The following is an 18,815-nucleotide window of genomic DNA, read 5'->3' as shown; positions in this document are numbered from 1 at the left end:
AAGAGCCGGATCGGCGATGTCAGCGTGTGCGGATCAGAAATGATGAGGGCTTTTACATCTCAGTGTGGTCTGCAATCACGCGAATAATTGCTTCGCCCAAAGGACTCCAGAATTGCACGATACTCGCTGTCGGTGATCGGCAAAATTGAGCCATGGCGCTTTAAAATTGAACCAAAATCGATGTCATCGGCAGCGATCCAACCTTTGGGCGATCCTGTACCGGATCATGCGAGGGTGGTGGACGCAATCGCGCGGCGCGATCCGCGCAAAGCCCGAACGAGCATGGAAATTCTCATCGCCCTCGCCCTTGAAGATATGAAGACCGTTCTGGATGGATGATCTGAAATTTCACTGTGGGGGAATGCGGAGCGTTAGTGGGGAGCATTGTTTTCACCTCCCTTTCTGGCGATGAGTTTGGCTGACCGGTGGATCGGCACAACGGCAACAAGGAGAAGAAGCGCATGCTCGGAGCAGGATCGACCAGGCCATTGCGACAAATCGCTGCGCTCTTTGGTATAGGCCTGTTGTCTGGGGCGGCGGCCCCTGCCACCAAATGGGAGCCCATATTCGACGGGAAGGATTTGTCCGGCTGGGTTCCGAAAATCACGGGCCATGCCCTGGGCGAGGATCCTCGACACACTTTCATCGTAAAAGATGGCGCTATCCACGTCTCCTACGACGAATATGAGGCCTTCAACGGAGAGTTCGGCCACCTGTTCTGGCACACGCAACTCAAGTCATTTCGGATTCGTTTTGAATATCGTTTCACTGGTCAGTCCATCGCGGGTATCAAGCCGTGGCAGGCCACCAACTCCGGGCTTATGCTTCTTGCTCAAGCGCCAGAAACGATGCGAAAGGATCAGGCGTTTCCGGTGAGCCTGGAAATGCAGTTGCTTGGCGTCCCTCGCCCGTCGGAGGAACCCAGCGGCAATCTGTGTACACCGGGAACGACCGTCGTCGTCGATGGCAATCGCGACCTGCCGCATTGCATCGCCTCCACCTCGCCTCTTATTCCCATCGGCCGCTGGACCGAGGCGGAAGTCGAAGTCCTTCCCTCTGGTCAGATTACGCATTTCATCGATGGGAAGCCAGTATTGCGTTATTCCGGGGCGCAACTGGATCCCGAAGATGATGACGCTCGCCCCTTGATTGCGACTGCGGGTGGCACGCTTCATCTCGGCAGAGGCTATGTCGCCTTGCAGAGTGAAGGGCATCCCGTCGAATTCCGGAAGATAATGTTGCAGCGTCTCGAATAGTCGGAGGTCTCTATCCGGCATCAGGGGGGGACGCCTGTATTGGATCCGACGCTAGGACTTTCGGAACGGGGCCCAGTAACGGAGGGCGAACTTCGGCAAGAAGATCGGCCAAATGACCGGCCAAATTGCCACTCCATAGCCCATCAGGCAGTGCGAAAAGTAAAGCATCAAGGCTGGAAAAACGGCTATTCTTGGGCTAATGTGAGCATAAGAGAACCGGCTAGAAGGATCGGCCAAAACTGTGGCAGTGAACGTCGAATCCCCCACTCAGATTGAGCCAGCACGGATCGATGCACCGGCCGGTGATTTGCCGGATCTCGTCGCCGAAATAGCAGCCAGGGCCGAAGGCCTCGGGCGAGCACTTCATCCGCAGACCGCACTCCATCTCGTCAGCCTCGTGCGAGTGATGAATACCTACTACAGTAACCTCATCGAGGGACACCGCACCCGTCCACGGGATATCGAGCGCGCGTTGGCCGGCGAACGCGATGACGATCAACGAGATCTCATGGCCGAAGCTGCAGCGCATTACCGCGTACAGGAAGCCATCGATCGCGCTGCCATTCATGGCGAACTTCCGGATCCTGCCGACCCCGATTTTATCCTGCAACTGCATCGAGATTTCTACGCGGATGCCTCGATCGACATGCTCACCGTGCGCGGTGGAGAGCGAAGCTTTGTAATGACGCCGGGCGAATGGCGATCAAGGGCTGAGCACGATGTCCAGATCGGCCGCCACATTCCGACATCGTCGGCCAGAGTGGCCGATTTCATGAGCTATTTCTTCTTGCGGTTTGCCTTTGAACCCGAGGATGGAATGCGCTTGACCGCAGTGGGAGCCGGGAAAGCAAAGCGCATACTGGCACTGGCAACAGCACACCACCGGTTCAATTGGATTCACCCCTTTCCCGATGGCAATGGCCGGATTAGTCGGTTGATGAGCCACGCCATGGCGCTCAAGGCAGGGATCGGCGCGCACGGGCTATGGTCGGTATCTCGAGGGCTTGCACGCGGGCTGGAGCCCGGAGATGCTGGCCGGACAGAATATCGCAAGTACATGGCCTCGGCCGATGCACCGCGTCAGGGAGATCGCGATGGCCGGGGAAACCTTTCCGAAGCGCATCTGGTGGGATTTGCTGAGTGGTTTCTCAAAGTCTGTCTCGATCAAATCAGCTACATGTCGAGCCTCTTCGAACTCGACACTCTATCGAAGCGGCTTGAGCGCCATGTGTTGATCACAGATGGCTTGTCTCCGGAGGGTAACTGGCTACTCCAGGAAGCCCTTATTCGAGGAGAATTCGAGCGGGGTGCTGCTCCGCGCCTTACGGGTCTGCCCGAGCGCAGCGCGCGACGCGTCCTAAAGGAGCTAACCGATGCTGGATTGCTGGCGTCGGATACCCCGAAGGGGCCCGTATCGCTTCGTTTCCCAAGTGACACCCAGGATACGCTTTTCCCAAAGCTCTTCGCCTAACAGCGACCCAAATTTGCCGTTCAAGGGGCGATTTTTGATCCCCAGGAGCAGACGGTCAGGTTTTCCCTTCCAACCGCGCGTCGAGCCGATCTCGGAATGTCAGCTTCCATCTAGCAATTGGTCCCAAGCTGCCCTCAAGCCTGACTGACGAATAAAGAATCGGGAATATCCGATATCTCATTGACGGGCCATATCGCATCGGATAATTTCGATGCATGGACACCGATGACGCCCTTGCCATTCTCTCCACCCTTGGCCATCCCACGCGGCTCGATGCGTTTCGGCTGCTGATCCGACATGAGCCGGATGGCTTGTCGACCGGCGAACTGGTCGAAGCGTCGGGGCTGACCCAGAGCACATTTTCGACGCATCTGGCCGTGATGGTGAAGGCCGGCCTGGTGCTGTCCGAGAAGCGTGGTCGCCAACAGATCCAGCGCGCCAACCTCGACGCGCTGCGCGGCCTCATGGTCTATCTGGCCAAGGATTGCTGCCAGGGGCGCGCCGAACTGTGCGAGCCGCTTCTGGCCGAACTTACCTGCTGCTGAAGAGGCAACAATGACCGATATCGTGATCTACCATAACCCGCTTTGCGGGACCTCTCGTAATGCCCTGGCCATGATCCGCAATGCGGGTATAGAGCCTCATGTTATCGAGTACCTGAAGACGCCGCCGAGCCGTGCGCTGCTCCTGGAACTCATTGACCGCGCCGGCATCACCCCGCGCGCTCTGCTGCGCGAGAAGGGGACGCCTTATGCCGAACTGGGCCTCCGCGACGAGACCTTGACGGACGAGGCCCTCGTCGACGCGATGATGGAGCATCCTATCCTCATCAACCGGCCGCTGGTCGTGTCGCCACTGGGCGTGAAGCTCTGCCGGCCTTCCGAAGCAGTGCTAGACCTGCTGCCGGCCGAGCAGCGCAGAACTTTCGTCAAGGAAGACGGCGAAGTCGTGGAAGCGACCCGGCGATGAGTCTTTCGGTTCGCCGGGCTGAGGTCGACGACGCGGACGCCATTGCCACCATTTATGCGCATCATGTTCTTCACGGCACGGCAACCTACGAAGTCGTGCCGCCGACCGCGGACGAGACCGTCGAGAAGATTTTGATGATCACCGGGCGGAGTTGGCCGTTCCTTGTCGCCTGCGATGGATCTGAGCTGGTGGGCTATGCCTACGCCACGCAGTTCCGGGATAGACCGGCCTATGCCTATGCTTGCGAGAACAGCATCTACGTAGCGCACGACCGGCGCGGTGGCGGCATCGGCAAGCTGTTGCTCAAGGCCTTGCTGGAGGCCGCCGATGCCTATGGCTTCCGGCAGATGGTCGCTGTCATCGGTGGCGGTGAACCGGCCTCCGTCGCACTGCACGGCTCTTGCGGCTTTGAGCAGGTCGGCTGCCTGACCGGCATGGGCTGGAAGGCCGGTCGCTGGCTCGACACAGTTTACATGCAGATCGCCTTGGGTGGCGGCACCGCGACCGCGCCTATCGCTTCCGGGAAGGACTGACGATCATGTCGCTGTTCGAACGCTATCTCTCGCTGTGGGTGGCCATGTGCATCGTAGTCGGGATCGGTCTCGGCCATTTGCTTCCCGGCGCCTTCGAGGCGATCGCAGCGCTGGAGATCGCCAACGTCAACCTCGTGGTGGCGGGCCTGATCTGGCTCATGATCATCCCGATGCTGCTACGGGTCGATTTCGGCGCCCTCCATAGCCTTCGGCAGCACTGGCGTGGTATCGGCATTACCCTCGTAGTGAACTGGGCGATCAAGCCATTCTCCATGGCATTGCTCGGCACCTTCTTCCTCGGCCACCTGTTCGCGCCGATGCTGCCTGAAGGCGTATCGTCGTCCTACATTGCCGGGCTGATCCTGCTGGCTGCTGCGCCTTGCACGGCGATGGTCTTCGTCTGGTCCAACCTCGTCGATGGTGAGCCGAACTACACCTTGAGCCAGGTGGCACTGAACGACCTGATCATGGTCCTTGCCTTCGCGCCGCTCGTAGGATTGCTGCTGGGCGTGGCATCGATTACCGTGCCGTGGAGCACGTTGGCGCTGTCGGTGGGACTCTACATCGTCGTCCCGGTGGTCATCTCGCAACTGCTCCGCCGAGTCCTACTTCGCGGGGGCGAGAAGCGGCTCCAGCATTTCCTGTCCGCCATTGGCCCGATCAGCCTTGCCAGCCTGCTGCTGACACTGGTGCTGCTGTTCGGCTTTCAGGGCGAGCAGATCATCCGGCAACCGCTGGTAATCGCGCTGATTGCCGTGCCGATCCTGTTTCAGGTCTATCTTAATGCCGGCATCGCCTATTGGCTCAGCCGCCGTTTTGGCGTGGCATGGTGCGTCGCTGGCCCTTCGGCGCTGATCGGTGCCTCCAATTTCTTTGAACTGGCTGTGGCCGCCGCCATCAGCCTTTTTGGCCTCAGTTCCGGCGCCGCGCTGGCAACGGTCGTGGGCGTGCTGGTCGAAGTGCCGGTGATGCTATCGATCGTCGCCTTGGTGAAGCGGACCCGTCCCTGGTACGAGAAAGGTATTTCCGCATGAGACTGCGCGAACTCGCCGCCCCCGATCACCTTCCTGCGCTAGACAAAGCTTTTGCGTTGGCTCGTCCCGCCAGCGGCCTTGGCCCGGATCAACCGCCTCCGCGTATTCTGCTGCTCTACGGCTCTCTGCGGGAACGCTCGTTTTCGCGCCTCGCCGTGGAAGAGGCGGCGCGCCTGCTAAAGTTCTTCGGCGCCGAGACGCGGATCTTCGATCCTAGCGACCTGCCGCTGCCCGATCAGATAGCGGGAGATGATCACCCGGCGGTGCATGAACTGCGGGAGCACGCGCTATGGTCGGAGGGCATGGTCTGGTGCAGTCCTGAGCGGCACGGCCAGATCAGCGGCATCATGAAGACGCAGATCGATCATCTGCCACTTCAGATGCGCGGGATGCGGCCGACGCAGGGAAGAACGCTTGCGGTCATGCAGGTGTCCGGCGGTTCGCAATCGTTCAATGCCGTCAATTCGCTGCGCTTGCTGGGCCGCTGGATGCGGATGTTCACAATCCCTAATCAGTCGTCAGTGGCGATGGCCTACAAGGAGTTCGACGAAGACGGCCGGATGCGGGCATCGAGCTACTACGAGCGCATCGTCGATGTGATGGAGGAACTGGTCCGCTTCACCGTGCTGATGAGGCCGCACGGGGTGCAGCTCGTTGACCGATACTCCGAACGGAAGGAGGCTGGGCTCCCGGTTGATAACGCAGCGGACCACTCCGCAATTGCAATCATGCCTCAATCCTGATTTTCGCCCTGACCATCGAATGACTGGAAAGAGCGCGTAGCGGCCATCTCCGCTGTCGACCCTTTGCCGCCGTTCAGCAGCCGATTTTTCATTCCCAGGTGCGGCCGGTCCGCTTTGCCGATCGGAACGTTCGAGACTGGCCGATTGCAGAATGACGGCTTTCAGCCCGCCGGTGAGCGATAGCTGCCGGTCGGTATAGGAGAGATAATCCTATGCAGTGGTTTGCGGTTAGGCGAGTGCAAGCTCAGCCTAGATCGGGATGAATCAACCTGTCCATCGCCTTCGCAGCGCGTTAAGCATAAAGTTCAGACATCTCACTATATATTTCGCTGACTGCTACCGATTGCGCGGAACATGCGTTTGAATTGCTCGGGAAAGCGATGCACGAGAATGAGATAAGCGATCATGGGTCGTACTCCATCGGGCGCGCGAGGGGCCAGCCCAACGCAACGCAGGTGTTTCCAGCCTCTGGAAATTCGGTCGAAACTCTCGACCGGCGTTCGATTTTTTGGAGAAGCGGCACCGGACATGCTCGGTACCGCTGATCACCAGTCAATATAGGGATCGCGGCGGCACATTATAAGACACAACGTCGGAGGCGCATCAAAATGGTGCCCATAATCGTTCGGCGTCATCGACCGCTTCAAACATGTCGCTTTCAGCCTGCATCTTATTGAGGTGAAGACGCACGGCGTCCGGGTCGCCATGCCGCGGAAATCCTCGATCCGCCTTGGCCGCCCTTGCTAGATCGCCGATCCAGCCGTCTCGGCCGTGCTGACCGATCAGCCAGGTGCCAAAGGCAATGTCCTCAAATGGGTCCTGTTCGATCGCTTCGCTATCCGTCATGGCCTGACCCGTCCCGCCAGTTGCCAGCCCCGTTTCGAAGGTTTGACCATGGGGCGACCACACAGCAGACATGCCGACATAAGCAAGCCATTTTCCACATGCTCCTCGACCGGATCGGGCCGATGCCGGCGCAGTAGATTGTGAAGGATCATCAAGGGGCTCCTGTCCCGCAATGAAGCGGACTTTGTCTTATTGAGGTTGCCTCCGCCACCCCCTCTGACACGACATGATTGGCTGGTTCTGCAGGCTCGGCCGCATCTTCGATCAGGAATTCTAGCGCGATCGCTGCATCCTCTGCGCTGAGCAAACGGCGCACGCCGGCTTCGATGTCGGCCGCCTCTACCGCCTGACGGCCCCAGGCCGCAGCCGCGCGCAGGGCAACGGCGCGAACATGGGCGAGCGGCGTCTCGGCCGCCCTCTGGCGGTGCAGTGCTTCTTGCTGCCTGCACATCAAAGCACTATTGAGTGCGATGGTCATGGTCGCCCGTCCGAACGCGCGTGGCGCACCCACAAAGGCACCCAGCGCCACGAGTTCATCGAAGAAGGGGGGCCAAGGAGATCGGAACCATCCGCCGCCATTCCTTCGATCCGGGCCTGGACTTTAGCCTGTTCGTCCCGCTTTTGCGCCTGCTCCAAGTCCTCCAGCTCGATCCGATGGCTCTCCAATCCGCTACCTGTTGGAATGTGGAGCGTCGTCGCAATCCACTGATAGACCGTCCCTGTATTGCTTGCAAAAGCCTCTTCGTCGGTATCGAGTGCATAGGTACCTGCAGGCAGGAACCCAAGTCCTGGTAACTGGAAAGGCGCCCTGAATGTCACGGATGTGCTGCTCGTACGCTTCGTCATGGACGTAGCCAGCAGGTTTTATCCAAGGGCGTGCATTGATGTTGCAGAGTCATCACTCTCTCCCGAAAGCAGGCGGGAGCACGATGGTCTCTCTGTCACGAAATGCCTGCGGCATTATATGGGTGATGCGTCATCCTAGCACATCTCCCGATAGTCCTTGCATCAATTCGGCTGTCTGAAGAATGATGTATGTCGCCGATACGGCCAATGTCCTGGAACAGAATAAATGAAGAGCGACAGGCCTGGGACACCCCGGCACCTCGGCTTGTCGGCTCCGTCCCTGGTAACCGGTTCAGCCGCCGATTTTCCATCCAAAAGTGTGACCGGTCCGCCTGCCGATTTTGGATGCGAGATAGTGGCAGATAGCTGTCTGTCCTTTTCCCGAGCTGGGAAAATGGTTGCGGGCGGAAATAGCTGCCAAATGGCTGTCGACCAGAAAGGACCTTGTTTCCTCTCCCGTTTACGGGAGGAGCATGACAGTAATCCATCCATCCCGCTCATTCAGCGCGCCGAATTCATCCACGCCCCTTAAATCAGGGGTTCGGGAGCGATCTTCGAAGCTGCGGAACGTCAATCGGATTGGTTGTGTCGCTGTGACTATGGTATGGCAGCTAATCGCTGCGCAAATCGCAGTGGCTGAGAGACACATGCGCTCCCGAAAATACAGGAGAGACGCATATGTGCCCGTCCACTTCCGCCATCGATCTTGCCGATATGCTTATCCGCGCGAAAGACAGGGTAGGTGGTAATCCGTCCCAATGCCTTGAACGTTTGACCGCGCTTCTCGGTGCAGCACGGGAGAAACTGGCTCGCGGCACGAATCTCTCCAATGCCGACATCCAAAAGCTGAACGAGGCTTTGGATGAATGGCAGAATAAATGGGCGAGCCCGCTTGAACCTCGGAAATGACGCAATACATCCCTCGACGAAAATTCGCGCGATGCAGAGTTTCTCCAAAAATTTACTTACTCTGCCAGATTGCTTTTCAAGAATTAGTTCGGTGCCCGGATTTTGACTTGAATGATGATGGAAGGGATCACCGTCATAATGCGTCAGTAGCGCCGTTCCGAAGGAGCGCAAAAAGCCTTTCCAACGGTTTTCCTGGCTTCATGACCAGCGGCAAGTCGGGATGCTGCGCGTGCAGCTCTGGAGGAAGGCCCGCAGCGCTGTACACTATGAAGGGTATTGCGGTTTCCATCAGGAAAAGTGCGAGAGGCGTGACGTCGCGATCCCGGAGATTTGCGTCTACGATGGCAGCGTCAATCTTCGCCTGAGTCAGGAAAGTTAGAGCCTCACCGACCGTTGAAAACGGCCCGGCGACTGTGCCGCCTACACTCTCCACATTATCACAAATCACCATCGCAATCAGCGGGTCGTCCTCGACGACCAGCACGCACGATCCTGACAGCATATGTCCTCCCTAGAAGCGGGAGCACGAGGTCTCTCAGCCGGTGACGCGCCACACATGTCACCGATAGACTGTAAGCGGATTGATATGGATTAAGTTCCCAAATTCATTTGTTATTTTAGCGACTAATCGTGGTGCCCATATATTGTTGGTCGAGACGCATTGGCTATTTCCCGCCAAATCGCAGTCTCCAAGGCTACACCGTGCGGTATAGCCTTCCTTGCCATGCCTCCAAAAGGCAGGCATGGTTCCGTGTCACCGCGTAATCGACGCCACTTCGGTTTACGGCGCGCTTGATCCAGAACGCGACAGGAATTCCATGAACTATAGCGGAACGCGCATTGCGCGGTCGTCGCCCCCTGCCTGCAATGACGCCTGGAATGGCAAAGACGCATCCCCAGAAAGGAAAGGAGTACAGGAAAACGGGGCAGGATCGGACAAAAGCCTCCCGATAATTACGGTCGATATTGCCGATATTCCGGGCGGTGGCCAGCTTCACCTCCTCCAGTGTGGGACAGAGTTCTCGATCCAGTTTGGCGATGATGAGTTGATGGGCAGTCGAGATCATGAATCCGAGAAGGCTCTCGCAAGGCTGACCCAAGAGCGTCTTGTTCAGCGCGATGGCAATATTTTGATTGGCGGCCTCGGCATGGGCTTCACCCTTGGGGCTGCGCTCGACGCCTGGTCACAAAGCGCGACCATCACGGTTGCCGAGCTCGTGCCCAAAATCATAAGCTGGGCGAACGGACCTTTGATGCACTTGTTCGGTACCAATCTGACAGATCCGCGAGTCAGAATTCAATTGGCCGACGTGTTTGATGTCATTACCCATGAGAAGGATCGCTTCGATGCCATTCTGCTCGACGTCGATAATGGTCCAGACGGTTTCATCAGAAAAAGCAACGACAGGCTTTATTCGACCGACGGCTTGGAAATGGCGTATGCAGCACTGAAACCGGGCGGCCTACTGTCGATATGGTCAGCCTACAGCGATGACGCATTTGCCGAAAGGCTGGAGCAGGCCGGATTCTGTCTGGATGAGATCTTGTTGCCAGCCTTTAGCGGCAGCGCCGAACGCTGGCACAATATCTGGTTCGCAGCCAAGGGCGGGGCCTGACAGTCCGTACCAGCTTTTCAAGCATGAGACTGAGCCTGCCAGGCTTCCATTCGCTACAGCGCGCGACCGGGCTTGGCAGGCATCGTCGTTCTCAGGTCAGTAAACCGGAGACTCCCATTTGATTTGTCGTGATGGCACTTGGCCGGGTTAGTTCAGAATTGCCACTGCTGTAGAGGCGATGAAGCCTCTTCGCGTTGCAACACGGAAATGATCTTCGCATAGGCACGAGCCAAATCCTCGTGTCTGGCTCTGATCGCAGGATTCTCCGCAAGCTCAGCATGCTTCAACTCGGCCAATCTCCGGCGGTTAAGATAGTCGAACCGACCCATGGCCATATTCATCGTGCTGACGGCGGATGGTGGCGGGCCACATGCGACCGGGAGCGTGTGACAGAACCTTCAATCAGCTTACCCTTCATTAAAACGCGAAGTGCATCGGCATCCCGTGGGTCAAGCAGAACGATCCGCACGCCGCCAGAGTCGAGCGCTTCGAGAACCGAAATCCTGAAGCCGTTTTTTTGGCAGACCAGCCGCACGGCGTCGGCTGATTCCATGATGTTCATGGCCCTGCTCATATCCGCTCCCCCCGCTGCTCGTTCAAAGCGAAAGGGGCTGAACCATCGGGACGCTGCGATCGATAGGGGTGCACATGCTCCCGAATGCGCTGCGCATAACCGTTGGCCAAACGCTGATGCGCATGGGAGGCAGCCCGGCAATGCGCGCTTTGGGCACGCAGCAACTCTTCCTGCTCGCGCTTGAGCAAATAATTTAGATCTTCCACGGATGGGCTCCCTCAGCTGGCAAGCGGGAGCACGTTGGTCTCTCTGTCACGGCGAATGCTTGCAGCAAATTTCGCGCAATAATTGTGTTTATCAAATAATATTCTCAAAGTCCATGATTTAATTTAGAAATCACATGAAAAACCTTAAGAATTATTGGATCGACATAGCAACGACATTTTATAAAATATAATGCATGATATTTGAGATTAAATATGTAGAACGCTCTTAATTATTTTAAAAATAATCATATTATACCATATTCACTTTGATATCTATTTAACATCATAAGACGTTTTATAGATTTTCATAATTCACCGATCTTCAGATCGTCCCCATCATCCAATATGCTGCTCCTCCACTCTGTTCGAGAATTCGGCATAATTGGTTGGCAACCAAGAAATGCGCTCGCTCACCTGGCGCTGACAGCAAATGCAGCGCCCGCTCATGACCATGGATGGCCTGGCGGGCTGCCTTCCCCTGCCCATCCACGCCTGTTTTGCCGCCGGCCCAATGGAACTGCCTTCATACCCATCGCCTTGACAGTGGAGATGACGGTGCTGGACTGCATCCCAAGCTTGTTGGCTTATGGTCGGGGTTCCGCATATTCATCAGCGCGACCTTGCGCTGTTCGTGACCCAGCCCTTGGCCATCGGGCAACGATGCGCGGATGCTTGAGCGCAAAAACATCAATGATAATCTGACAATATCTATCAGAGTTCTTCGAGAATTCGCTTTACCGCCTCAAGCCCCGAAGAGCTTTTTACCGCGATATCTAGTGGTCGGCCGCCGAGGCCGGGCTCTTCGCCGTTCAGAAATGCGATGGCGCCCTGAGAGCCCAATCGGGCTATGGCAAGTTCAAGAATATGCCCTTGGCGCTCGATCTGATCCGAAGATAGATATGGACCGTCGAACCGTCTTCCAGCCCGCTTAATCAAGATGCTCATCCTTTTTTCGCATCTTGTCCAGCGCTTGTCTTTTGCGGTCGATCTGGACCAGCAAAGCGCGATCAGACATGATCTGCCATGCAGCTTTTGACCGCAGACAGCGCTCTTTCACATTCGCCAGATTGGTTTCCTGCGCCTCTTTGTCACATTGTGCGACGCGGGCCAGGTAGAAGTCGATCGTGGCGGGCATGTCGATCTCCTGCGAGTTGGATGTCGTTGCGACGGACGTCAATCGATCATTTCAGCGACAGCCCTGCGCAATTCGCGCACGGGCAGAGTGCCCAAAGGGACGTTTTGGTAAAATGAACGCGGCGTTTTGCCAGTCGCGGGCGATAATTTGGCATGAGCCATATTCGAACGGATACTGAGATTCATGATATTCCTGAAACACGCATCTTGGCGTGTGATGTAATGAAAAAGTCTCGCTAAACGGCGCCTTGTGTCGGCGCATAAGGCGCACAAGAACAGCCGGAGCATAACCCGCCACAGCTTGGGCGGGGCCAAGTGGTCACATTTCGAGCGCTTGCGCGGTACGGTCTTGCCATCCAATGATCAGGCAAACCGGCGCGACGGGATGCCGCGCCGCTAATGCATTATAGGGGGCGCTTTGCCTCGACGACTATCTTAAGCAGTCTCAAGGTTCACAGCAGACTGTTTGCCCCTCCGATCTGCTTCTACTTCGTAACTCAGGCGCTGATCCTTATGCAGCGTTATCATTCCCGCGCGCTCGACAGCAGAAATATGGACGAAGCTGTCCGGTCCGCCATCTTCGGGCGCCAGGAAGCCATAGCCCTTGTCAGCATTGAAGAATTTTACGGTGCCGATAGGCATGAGTGTTTCCTTTCACGAAAACAGAGAATCCACCTGCGAAATTGCAGGCGAAGCTGATAGCGCAAGAAAGGAAGCGGCACCCAAATGGGGGAAAGCTCCGTCGCAGGCGACGTTAAGCATCAACAAAAATACGGTATAATTGAAAAATGTCAATCCTAAAATCAATTTCGCTACAGAAGTGAAATGAAATTTTTACTAAAAATGAAATTGCAACCTCTAATATTATCGATTTTTATATATAGATATGAATTACATGCGTTATTTTATAGCCAAGTGCGAAAGTGTGGTCGACGCGTTTATAATAGTTCGCATCTCCGTTCAATTTGGTGACCATTTTTGCACTCATGCTCAGCGCGGCCGGTTTTGGATGGTCAAAAAGCGGCAGTTGAAGTGCCCGTATGGTTGGCGCCGTGGAAGGCTCGTTTGCGATCTCCGCATGTCCGGAATCAACGATCCGGCCCTCAGGACCGGACGGTCGGGAAAGTCGAAGGGTTTCGGGCGCCGGCAGGCGTACGTAAACCCTGACATGTACGACCCGCGGATCGTCGAGAGAGGCGCTATGGGGATATCAGCTTCGGGACGACCAAGCGCCGGATACGCTGTGGTAAGTGTTGCAGATATTTGGTCGCCACCTGCGCAACATAATGGCGACTGGACGTGTCTGCGGCGCGTTGTTGAGCGGGAGACGGTCGTCGTTGTCCAGTGAACATGGCGATCGGCGCGACAGGGCCGAGCCCGCGAAGCCAGGTCTTGCAGGAGGGATTACGCTTGAGCCATGCCGGGTCATGACGCGTGTTCCCGGATCAGCAGGGCCGGCACAGGCGGCGCGCGCGGTTGCCGCCAGCGCTCGAAGGTCTCGATAATGATCATATGGCCGCCGCAGCATGGGCATGGCGGGCGCAGGTCCACCGGCTCTTGGGCGCTGGGTTCTTCAGGCTCGGGTGCGACGTGAAGCAGATCACGAGCAAGGGCCAGGCTGGCCTTGCGACTGGAGCCGGCGAGCAGGCCATAATGCCGGATCCGATGGAAGCCGCGCGGCAGGACATGGGTCAGGAACCGCCGGATAAACTCGTCAGCGGGGATAGTCATGATGCGCTCGCGATCAGCCCCATCCTTGCGGTAATCCTTGTAGCGCAGGGTGACGTCGGACCCATTGAAGGCAAGGATCCGCCTGTTCGATATCGCGACCCGATGCGTATAGCGCGACAGATAGGCCAGCACCGCTTCCGGTCCTGCGAACGGCGGTTTGGCATAGACCACCCACCGCTTCTTACGGACGGGAGCGATGTGACGCAGGAACGCCCGGCGTTCGCTCAGCGACGCGAGCGGTCCGAAGAAGGCGAGCTTCCCGGTATCGTAGAGCTGGGTCAGCCGGGTCAGAAACAGCCGGCGGAACAGCTTGCCCAGAACCCGGACCGGCAGGAGGAAGGCGGGACGCGAGGATATCCATCGTTCCCCGCCTGGCGCGATGCCCCCACCCGGCACGACCATGTGCACATGTGGGTGATGCGTCATCGACGCCCCCCATGTGTGCAGCACAGCAATGATGCCGATGCGCGCGCCGAGATGCCTGGGATCGGCCGCGATCGTCAGCATGGTCTCGGAAGCGGCACGGAACAGCAGGTCGTAGAGCAGTGCCTTATTGTGGAAGGCGATCGCCGCGATCTGCGCCGGCAGCGTGAAGACGACGTGGAAGTAGCCGACCGGCAACAGATCGGCCTCGCGTTCCGCCAGCCAGGTGCGCGCGGCCGCGCCCTGGCACTTGGGGCAGTGCCGGTTGCGGCAGCTGTTATAGGCGATCCGCCAATGTCCGCAGTCTTCGCAGGCCTCGACATGACCGCCCAGGGCAGCGGTGCGGCAGTTCTCGATCGCCGACATCACCTTGAGCTGTGTCAGGCTCAGATGTCCGGCATGGGCCGTCCGATAGGCTGGCCCGGCGGCGCGGAAGATGTCGGCGACCTCATGGTCAGCGCGCACGGCTCAGCCGTCTGGCGACACCTGTGGCTGGGGCGCCGGGAGCAAGGCCAGCTTGTCGAGCGGACTGATGACCGCCCGCGCAGTTCGGGTTGCAACCTTGGTGTAGAAGGCCGTGGTCTCCAGCTTCTCGTGTCCCAGCAATGCCTGGATCACCCGGATGTTCACGCCATCCTCCAACAGGTGGGTAGCAAAGCTGTGTCGCAGGGTGTGTGGACCGACCTTCTTCGCGATCCCGGCAGCCTGTGCCGCCTCCGCGACAATCCGGTAGAGATGGCGCGTGCTGATCGGCTTGAGATAATGCTGTCCGGGGAACAGCCAGCCATCGGCATGCATGACGCCCTGCTGCCGCCCGACCTTCCACCACTCGCGCAACAGGATCAGCAGGTCAGCCGGCAGGATCGCGTTGCGATATCGTCCGCCTTTGCCGCGTTCGACGCGGAGCAGCATACGCTCGCTGTCGATATCGCGCACCTTGAGCATCGCCACCTCGGCCACGCGCAGGCCCGCGCCATAGGCCACCGATAATGCCGCCTGATGCTTGAGCGAGGTGGTCGCGCCGAGCAGGCGTGCAACCTCATCGGGACTAAGGACCGTGGGCAACGATCGAGGGTGTTTAACGAAGTAAAGCCTGCGGGCGAGATCGGGCCGATCGAGTGTGCGTGTGAATAGGAAGCGCAGCGCTGATACAATGCTGTTCATCGTCGGCAGACCGACGCCTGCGTCCTGCTGATCAATCTGGAACTGACGCAGATCCTCCGGTGTTGCTGTGTCGGGAGGACGTCCGAGATAATAGGCAAAGCGCTCGACGTGGCGAACATAGTCGATCTGGGTCTTACGCGCGAACCGGCGCATGTTCATCTCGTCGATCATGCGCTGACGCAACGAACTGACTGGAAGGTCGGAAATAATCTCGATCATCGTTCGACTCCTTGGTTGAAAGGAGTTGCGATGGTCTGCCTACCCTTAGCGGGGCTCAATCATGGTGCGGCATCAGATCGATGGCCGACGTGGGGCCAGACGTCACTCCCGCGCAGCGGGTTCGTACATGTCCCAAAGATGGCTCGCCCGGCGACATTCCCAGACAGAATGCCAAGCTCGAAATCAGCGACTTGTTTCTACAACCTGCTGGCTGATGCTGCCAAATGGCGAGCCTTTGTCCTTAATCGCGGCCAGCGAAACGCGATCACCGAAGGCAAGGAAAGGCGTCTTTGTCTCTCCTTGCTCGATCACATCGATAGCGCGGCGCTCGGAGATGCAGCAGGAACCCAGTTTCGCATAATCGGCATTGGACACGGTGCCCGATCCGACGATGGTGCCGGCGACCAGATCGCGCGTGCGGGCGGCATGGGCGACAAGTTCGTGAAAGCCGAATGCCATTTCGCCGCCATGGGGATTTCCGAACCAGGCGCCGTTGACATGAACCTCCAGCGGCAGATGGACGCGGCCGTCCTGCCAGGCTTCGTCCAGCTCATCGGGCGTGACCGCAAAGGGCGCGACAGAGCAGGCGGGCTTGGCCTGAACCCAGCCGAACCCGGTCTTCATCTCGATCGGCGCGATCGCGCGCAGCGACCAGTCGTTGATGAGCAGGACCAGCTTGATATGGGATAGCGCGTCCTGTGCGCTGGTGCCCATCGGCACGGCATCGGTAATGACGCCGAACTCGCCTTCGAAATCGATGCCGTCAGCTTCGCTGGGAAGTCGCACATCCTGCGTTCCGGACAGGAAGCGATCGGACAGGCCCTGATACATCAGCGGCCGGTCGGTTTCGATCGGCGGCAGGTTGAACGCCTTCTGCATCAGCTCGCCATGCTGTGGGAAAGCGGAGCCGTCGAGCCATTGCCAGGCGCGGGGCAGGGGAGCGAGCAGCCGGCTTTCGTCCAGCACATCGCCTTCCCCCTGTTCCAGCCGGTCGGCTAGGAGTCGCAGCGCCGGCTCCACGCTGTCCCATCGCTCGATCGCCTGCTGCAGCGTATCTGCTACACCGTCCGCGGGCAGGCAGCGACGCGCATCGCGGGAGACGACTGCCAGACAACCGTCCGGCTGACTGAAATGGAGCGTGTTGCTGCCCTCCGGCAGAATGATTCTACAAGTTCGTGAATGACCGCTTTCCTGGGTGGGTTTCTCCGAAGGCGACAATGGCGAAAGTCCTATGTTCTGCCTCTTCTGGGCAGAGAGAATTCGGAGTTACACAATGATCGTCGTCACTCGATGGGTTGGTAACAAGTACGCAGTCACCTACCAGCTCCGCGGTGCTTCTGAGCGAGATGTTGAAGGTAGGCCAGATCATCCGCAATATGTTCAACATCTGGCAATTTTTTATCCGTCGGCTGTGGCGTTTCGTTCGAAATGTCGACCATCTTCTTCCTCGCAATTTGGGTTCCATGTGGCTCCTGCGAACGGATGGGCGTTTCACTTGTTTTACGCTGCGAGGACCTGTCAGCCATCGCAGATGGAGCAGCGATGAGTTGCTGGCCTTCGTGAAAAACTGAAAGGCCAAGACGGTTGGCTTCGATCCGGCACTGCTCGATAAATTCATGGTCACCGGTCAGATTTAAAGCTGAGCCGGGCCATTTTTGCGCAGCTCGCCTAAGCGCCAGCATGGTGCTTTCTCGCGAGATATTGAATGCAGCGATAGCCGCGCTGGATTCGGACAAAATGCGCCTGCCATCGATGTGATGGATGCGAAGGTTCGCGTCGCCCGAAACGCTATATGCGAAATTCTCGGTTTTCCATTGGTTTGGCAAGATAAACGCAGGCAATGTAACTGGAATTGCTGGCGGACAGCCCTCCGCATGCCAGCGGTCATGAGCGAGTTGATTGGCGGCGATTGTGCGCCGGGCGTCCTCGAAGGCTTTTTTTATCTGCGCTTCCACCTCATCCAGGATCATTTGGAGCCGTACTTCTGCAAGCAGAACCTCGAGCTCACTGTCAGCTTTTATTGATTGGATCGTCCGCAGATAGGCCTCGCGCGCCTCTTGAAGCGCCTTTTTCTTCTTCTCATTCACCCGTTTACGCTCGCGGGAGTATGCCTCTTTGTACCTATCGTGGGGCGTCTGCTGCGCGAGCGGGCTTGGCTGATAGGGGCCAAATTTCTGCTGTAGAGCAGGTAGGCTGAACTGCCGACCAAGCGTCGATGGTTTGTAGCTTTTCTTGCCAACGATGAGCATTGCGCCACTACCTTTCAGGCAGTATCGCGTGTCTTGCAGTAACAAAAGATGGTGGAGTTCAAACCACGAATTCGCCGCCGACATGGCGGATGCCACAGAACTCAGTTCTGGTTCGATGTTATCAAACCGTGCGTTTGTTTTGGCGTTACGTTTGTACAACCCAAGATGAGAGCCGTCCGCGCGACGAACCATTTGGCCGGTCTGAACATCGTATACGTCTCCGCCTTGCGCAGTATAAATAGCGTTGGGCTCTTTACTCCAGCCCTGCGCTTCCTCGATGACGGCAGCGAATTGGTGCAAACGATCAATTTCCCAACCCTCGGCAGGAAGGACCGGGCGACCGCTGATTAAATCAACCCGGGTTACGAGAATATGTATGTGGAAATTGGATGTGTTCGAGTGCGCTGACCAGAGTAGTTGGCAATTTTTGTAACCCATCATGGCAACAAAAATCTCAATGACCTGTTCGATCTGCGCCGCGTCCGGTATTTCGCCTTCACGGAAAGAGACGACATAATGTTCGATTGGGTCGCGCGCATTCGGAGCGAGGTGAAGTGCGGCGGCCATCTCGCGCTGGATTTCCCGCAGCTTTGTGGATCGAAGATTGCGGCTGCCGGAGACGGCTACCTTCTCTCCCGCCTCGGCATGTTCTCGCAGCTCATTGTAATGATCCAGCAAATAGGCTGGCAGCGCATGCGCCGCATGGTTTTCTGGCGTCGTGAGATCCAGGATGTAAGCGGCAGACATATGTACCGCCGTCATGACATGCTGGAGGTATCGCTTTTTCCGCCTGGCTTTACGGATGCGTTTGACAATCATCGATTATCAGTCCGCTGCAAGGAGGCGAGAGATGTGAATGTCTATGGCCTCGGCGAGTTCGGTCTGACCGAAG

At 57.6% G+C, this 18,815-nt stretch carries 24 protein-coding genes; 10 read left to right on the top strand and 14 right to left on the bottom strand.

The genetic code is table 11. The features are described 5' to 3' along the window. The first annotated feature begins 132 nt into the window (after positions 1-132). The 8 genes from ACI6S0_RS16190 to arsH all read left to right on the top strand — a co-directional run bounded on the left by ACI6S0_RS16190 (position 133) and on the right by arsH (position 6,006). Positions 133-339 (top strand): hypothetical protein, encoded by a 207-nt coding sequence (locus ACI6S0_RS16190; protein WP_153039521.1) that lies wholly within the window; start codon positions 133-135, stop codon positions 337-339. An 86-nt stretch (positions 340-425) separates the two neighbouring features. Beyond that, positions 426-1,256 carry a 3-keto-disaccharide hydrolase gene (locus tag ACI6S0_RS16185; protein WP_201039033.1) on the top strand — a complete coding sequence of 277 codons (831 nt, stop codon included), beginning with the start codon at positions 426-428 and terminating at the stop codon, positions 1,254-1,256. Between the two features lie 241 nt (positions 1,257-1,497). Further along, positions 1,498-2,727, top strand: coding sequence for a Fic family protein (locus tag ACI6S0_RS16180; RefSeq protein WP_202902498.1), 1,230 nt, complete (start codon positions 1,498-1,500; stop codon positions 2,725-2,727). A gap of 215 nt (positions 2,728-2,942) precedes the next feature. Then, positions 2,943-3,272 carry an ArsR/SmtB family transcription factor gene (locus ACI6S0_RS16175; protein ID WP_048938527.1) on the top strand — a complete coding sequence of 110 codons (330 nt, stop codon included), beginning with the start codon at positions 2,943-2,945 and terminating at the stop codon, positions 3,270-3,272. 10 nt (positions 3,273-3,282) lie between these two features. Continuing rightward, positions 3,283-3,696: an arsenate reductase (glutaredoxin) gene (gene arsC, locus ACI6S0_RS16170; protein ID WP_037523022.1), complete on the top strand. Its 414-nt coding sequence runs from the start codon at positions 3,283-3,285 to the stop codon at positions 3,694-3,696. After that, on the top strand, positions 3,693-4,229 hold the full coding sequence (locus ACI6S0_RS16165; protein ID WP_037523024.1) for a GNAT family N-acetyltransferase: 537 nt from the start codon (positions 3,693-3,695) through the stop codon (positions 4,227-4,229). Before arsC ends, ACI6S0_RS16165 begins: the two co-directional genes overlap by 4 nt. 5 nt (positions 4,230-4,234) lie before the next feature. Continuing rightward, positions 4,235-5,263, top strand: a complete 1,029-nt coding sequence (arsB, locus tag ACI6S0_RS16160) for an ACR3 family arsenite efflux transporter (protein WP_037523025.1) — start codon at positions 4,235-4,237, stop codon at positions 5,261-5,263. After that, positions 5,260-6,006 carry an arsenical resistance protein ArsH gene (gene arsH, locus ACI6S0_RS16155; protein WP_037523027.1) on the top strand — a complete coding sequence of 249 codons (747 nt, stop codon included), beginning with the start codon at positions 5,260-5,262 and terminating at the stop codon, positions 6,004-6,006. The genes arsB and arsH overlap by 4 nt, the downstream gene beginning before the upstream one ends. A 603-nt stretch (positions 6,007-6,609) precedes the next feature. On the opposite strand, the gene ACI6S0_RS16150 is transcribed toward arsH, so the two are convergent. The 3 genes from ACI6S0_RS16150 to ACI6S0_RS16140 all read right to left on the bottom strand — a co-directional run bounded on the left by ACI6S0_RS16150 (position 6,610) and on the right by ACI6S0_RS16140 (position 7,698). Continuing rightward, positions 6,610-6,852: a hypothetical protein gene (locus ACI6S0_RS16150; RefSeq protein ID WP_010339352.1), complete on the bottom strand. Its 243-nt coding sequence runs from the start codon at positions 6,850-6,852 to the stop codon at positions 6,610-6,612. Between the two features lie 151 nt (positions 6,853-7,003). Beyond that, positions 7,004-7,330, bottom strand: coding sequence for a hypothetical protein (locus ACI6S0_RS16145; RefSeq protein ID WP_234831478.1), 327 nt, complete (start codon positions 7,328-7,330; stop codon positions 7,004-7,006). Next, entirely contained in the window at positions 7,327-7,698 is a 372-nt protein-coding gene (locus ACI6S0_RS16140) for a hypothetical protein (protein ID WP_037523030.1), read from the bottom strand. Before ACI6S0_RS16140 ends, ACI6S0_RS16145 begins: the two co-directional genes overlap by 4 nt. 678 nt (positions 7,699-8,376) lie before the next feature. On the opposite strand from ACI6S0_RS16140, the gene ACI6S0_RS16135 reads away from it, so the two are divergent. Further along, the gene (locus ACI6S0_RS16135) at positions 8,377-8,607 is read left to right on the top strand and encodes a hypothetical protein (protein ID WP_125999339.1); all 231 of its coding nucleotides are present in this window, start codon (positions 8,377-8,379) and stop codon (positions 8,605-8,607) included. A 133-nt stretch (positions 8,608-8,740) separates the two neighbouring features. On the opposite strand, the gene ACI6S0_RS16130 is transcribed toward ACI6S0_RS16135, so the two are convergent. Next, complete coding sequence (locus ACI6S0_RS16130) at positions 8,741-9,091, bottom strand: response regulator (RefSeq protein WP_037523031.1); 351 nt, start codon at positions 9,089-9,091, stop codon at positions 8,741-8,743. Positions 9,092-9,425: 334 nt separating this feature from the next. Here ACI6S0_RS16130 and ACI6S0_RS16125 point away from each other — a divergent pair, with 334 nt between their 5' ends. Further along, entirely contained in the window at positions 9,426-10,223 is a 798-nt protein-coding gene (locus ACI6S0_RS16125) for a spermidine synthase (RefSeq protein WP_125999340.1), read from the top strand. Positions 10,224-10,375: 152 nt separating this feature from the next. Here ACI6S0_RS16125 and ACI6S0_RS16120 read toward each other — a convergent pair whose 3' ends face one another. From ACI6S0_RS16120 to ACI6S0_RS16075, 10 genes are all read right to left on the bottom strand, one after another. Further along, complete coding sequence (locus ACI6S0_RS16120; RefSeq protein ID WP_206364610.1) at positions 10,376-10,552, bottom strand: hypothetical protein; 177 nt, start codon at positions 10,550-10,552, stop codon at positions 10,376-10,378. Positions 10,553-10,560: 8 nt separating this feature from the next. Continuing rightward, positions 10,561-10,785 (bottom strand): hypothetical protein, encoded by a 225-nt coding sequence (locus ACI6S0_RS16115; protein WP_234831964.1) that lies wholly within the window; start codon positions 10,783-10,785, stop codon positions 10,561-10,563. Positions 10,786-10,793: 8 nt separating this feature from the next. Next, complete coding sequence (locus ACI6S0_RS16110; protein ID WP_080572788.1) at positions 10,794-11,003, bottom strand: hypothetical protein; 210 nt, start codon at positions 11,001-11,003, stop codon at positions 10,794-10,796. Positions 11,004-11,714: 711 nt separating this feature from the next. Beyond that, positions 11,715-11,948 carry a hypothetical protein gene (locus tag ACI6S0_RS16105; RefSeq protein WP_072893435.1) on the bottom strand — a complete coding sequence of 78 codons (234 nt, stop codon included), beginning with the start codon at positions 11,946-11,948 and terminating at the stop codon, positions 11,715-11,717. Continuing rightward, positions 11,932-12,138: a hypothetical protein gene (locus ACI6S0_RS16100; RefSeq protein ID WP_004209707.1), complete on the bottom strand. Its 207-nt coding sequence runs from the start codon at positions 12,136-12,138 to the stop codon at positions 11,932-11,934. The genes ACI6S0_RS16105 and ACI6S0_RS16100 overlap by 17 nt, the downstream gene beginning before the upstream one ends. 434 nt (positions 12,139-12,572) lie before the next feature. Beyond that, positions 12,573-12,779, bottom strand: a complete 207-nt coding sequence (locus tag ACI6S0_RS16095; RefSeq protein WP_010335983.1) for a cold-shock protein — start codon at positions 12,777-12,779, stop codon at positions 12,573-12,575. A gap of 783 nt (positions 12,780-13,562) precedes the next feature. Then, positions 13,563-14,756: an IS91 family transposase gene (locus ACI6S0_RS16090; protein WP_434403406.1), complete on the bottom strand. Its 1,194-nt coding sequence runs from the start codon at positions 14,754-14,756 to the stop codon at positions 13,563-13,565. A 3-nt stretch (positions 14,757-14,759) separates the two neighbouring features. Further along, a complete protein-coding gene (locus ACI6S0_RS16085) occupies positions 14,760-15,674 on the bottom strand; it encodes a tyrosine-type recombinase/integrase (RefSeq protein WP_037513378.1) in 915 nt (304 codons plus the stop codon). Between the two features lie 183 nt (positions 15,675-15,857). After that, positions 15,858-16,832 (bottom strand): fumarylacetoacetate hydrolase family protein, encoded by a 975-nt coding sequence (locus ACI6S0_RS16080; protein WP_122130081.1) that lies wholly within the window; start codon positions 16,830-16,832, stop codon positions 15,858-15,860. Between the two features lie 155 nt (positions 16,833-16,987). Then, positions 16,988-18,742: a relaxase/mobilization nuclease domain-containing protein gene (locus ACI6S0_RS16075; RefSeq protein ID WP_122129880.1), complete on the bottom strand. Its 1,755-nt coding sequence runs from the start codon at positions 18,740-18,742 to the stop codon at positions 16,988-16,990. Positions 18,743-18,815 lie beyond the last annotated feature (73 nt).

This window comes from Sphingobium sp. DN12 (genome assembly GCF_051058005.1).
Taxonomy (GTDB): Bacteria; Pseudomonadota; Alphaproteobacteria; order Sphingomonadales; family Sphingomonadaceae; genus Sphingobium; species Sphingobium yanoikuyae.
Note: the sequence above shows the minus strand (reverse complement) of the source record. Positions and strands in the feature narration are given on the sequence as shown.

What these genes read in the sequence shown, in the direction of transcription:
- arsH (WP_037523027.1), top strand. Translation starts at nt 5,260, where the DNA reads ATGAGACTGCGCGAACTCGCCGCCCCCGATCACCTTCCTGCGCTAGAC.
- ACI6S0_RS16105 (WP_072893435.1), bottom strand. Translation starts at nt 11,948, where the DNA reads ATGAGCATCTTGATTAAGCGGGCTGGAAGACGGTTCGACGGTCCATAT.
- ACI6S0_RS16165 (WP_037523024.1), top strand. Translation starts at nt 3,693, where the DNA reads ATGAGTCTTTCGGTTCGCCGGGCTGAGGTCGACGACGCGGACGCCATT.
- ACI6S0_RS16120 (WP_206364610.1), bottom strand. Translation starts at nt 10,552, where the DNA reads ATGGGTCGGTTCGACTATCTTAACCGCCGGAGATTGGCCGAGTTGAAG.
- ACI6S0_RS16145 (WP_234831478.1), bottom strand. Translation starts at nt 7,330, where the DNA reads ATGACCATCGCACTCAATAGTGCTTTGATGTGCAGGCAGCAAGAAGCA.
- ACI6S0_RS16085 (WP_037513378.1), bottom strand. Translation starts at nt 15,674, where the DNA reads ATGATCGAGATTATTTCCGACCTTCCAGTCAGTTCGTTGCGTCAGCGC.
- arsB (WP_037523025.1), top strand. Translation starts at nt 4,235, where the DNA reads ATGTCGCTGTTCGAACGCTATCTCTCGCTGTGGGTGGCCATGTGCATC.
- ACI6S0_RS16140 (WP_037523030.1), bottom strand. Translation starts at nt 7,698, where the DNA reads ATGACGAAGCGTACGAGCAGCACATCCGTGACATTCAGGGCGCCTTTC.
- ACI6S0_RS16095 (WP_010335983.1), bottom strand. Translation starts at nt 12,779, where the DNA reads ATGCCTATCGGCACCGTAAAATTCTTCAATGCTGACAAGGGCTATGGC.
- ACI6S0_RS16115 (WP_234831964.1), bottom strand. Translation starts at nt 10,785, where the DNA reads ATGAACATCATGGAATCAGCCGACGCCGTGCGGCTGGTCTGCCAAAAA.
- arsC (WP_037523022.1), top strand. Translation starts at nt 3,283, where the DNA reads ATGACCGATATCGTGATCTACCATAACCCGCTTTGCGGGACCTCTCGT.
- ACI6S0_RS16150 (WP_010339352.1), bottom strand. Translation starts at nt 6,852, where the DNA reads ATGACGGATAGCGAAGCGATCGAACAGGACCCATTTGAGGACATTGCC.
- ACI6S0_RS16075 (WP_122129880.1), bottom strand. Translation starts at nt 18,742, where the DNA reads ATGATTGTCAAACGCATCCGTAAAGCCAGGCGGAAAAAGCGATACCTC.
- ACI6S0_RS16175 (WP_048938527.1), top strand. Translation starts at nt 2,943, where the DNA reads ATGGACACCGATGACGCCCTTGCCATTCTCTCCACCCTTGGCCATCCC.
- ACI6S0_RS16100 (WP_004209707.1), bottom strand. Translation starts at nt 12,138, where the DNA reads ATGCCCGCCACGATCGACTTCTACCTGGCCCGCGTCGCACAATGTGAC.
- ACI6S0_RS16135 (WP_125999339.1), top strand. Translation starts at nt 8,377, where the DNA reads ATGTGCCCGTCCACTTCCGCCATCGATCTTGCCGATATGCTTATCCGC.
- ACI6S0_RS16125 (WP_125999340.1), top strand. Translation starts at nt 9,426, where the DNA reads ATGAACTATAGCGGAACGCGCATTGCGCGGTCGTCGCCCCCTGCCTGC.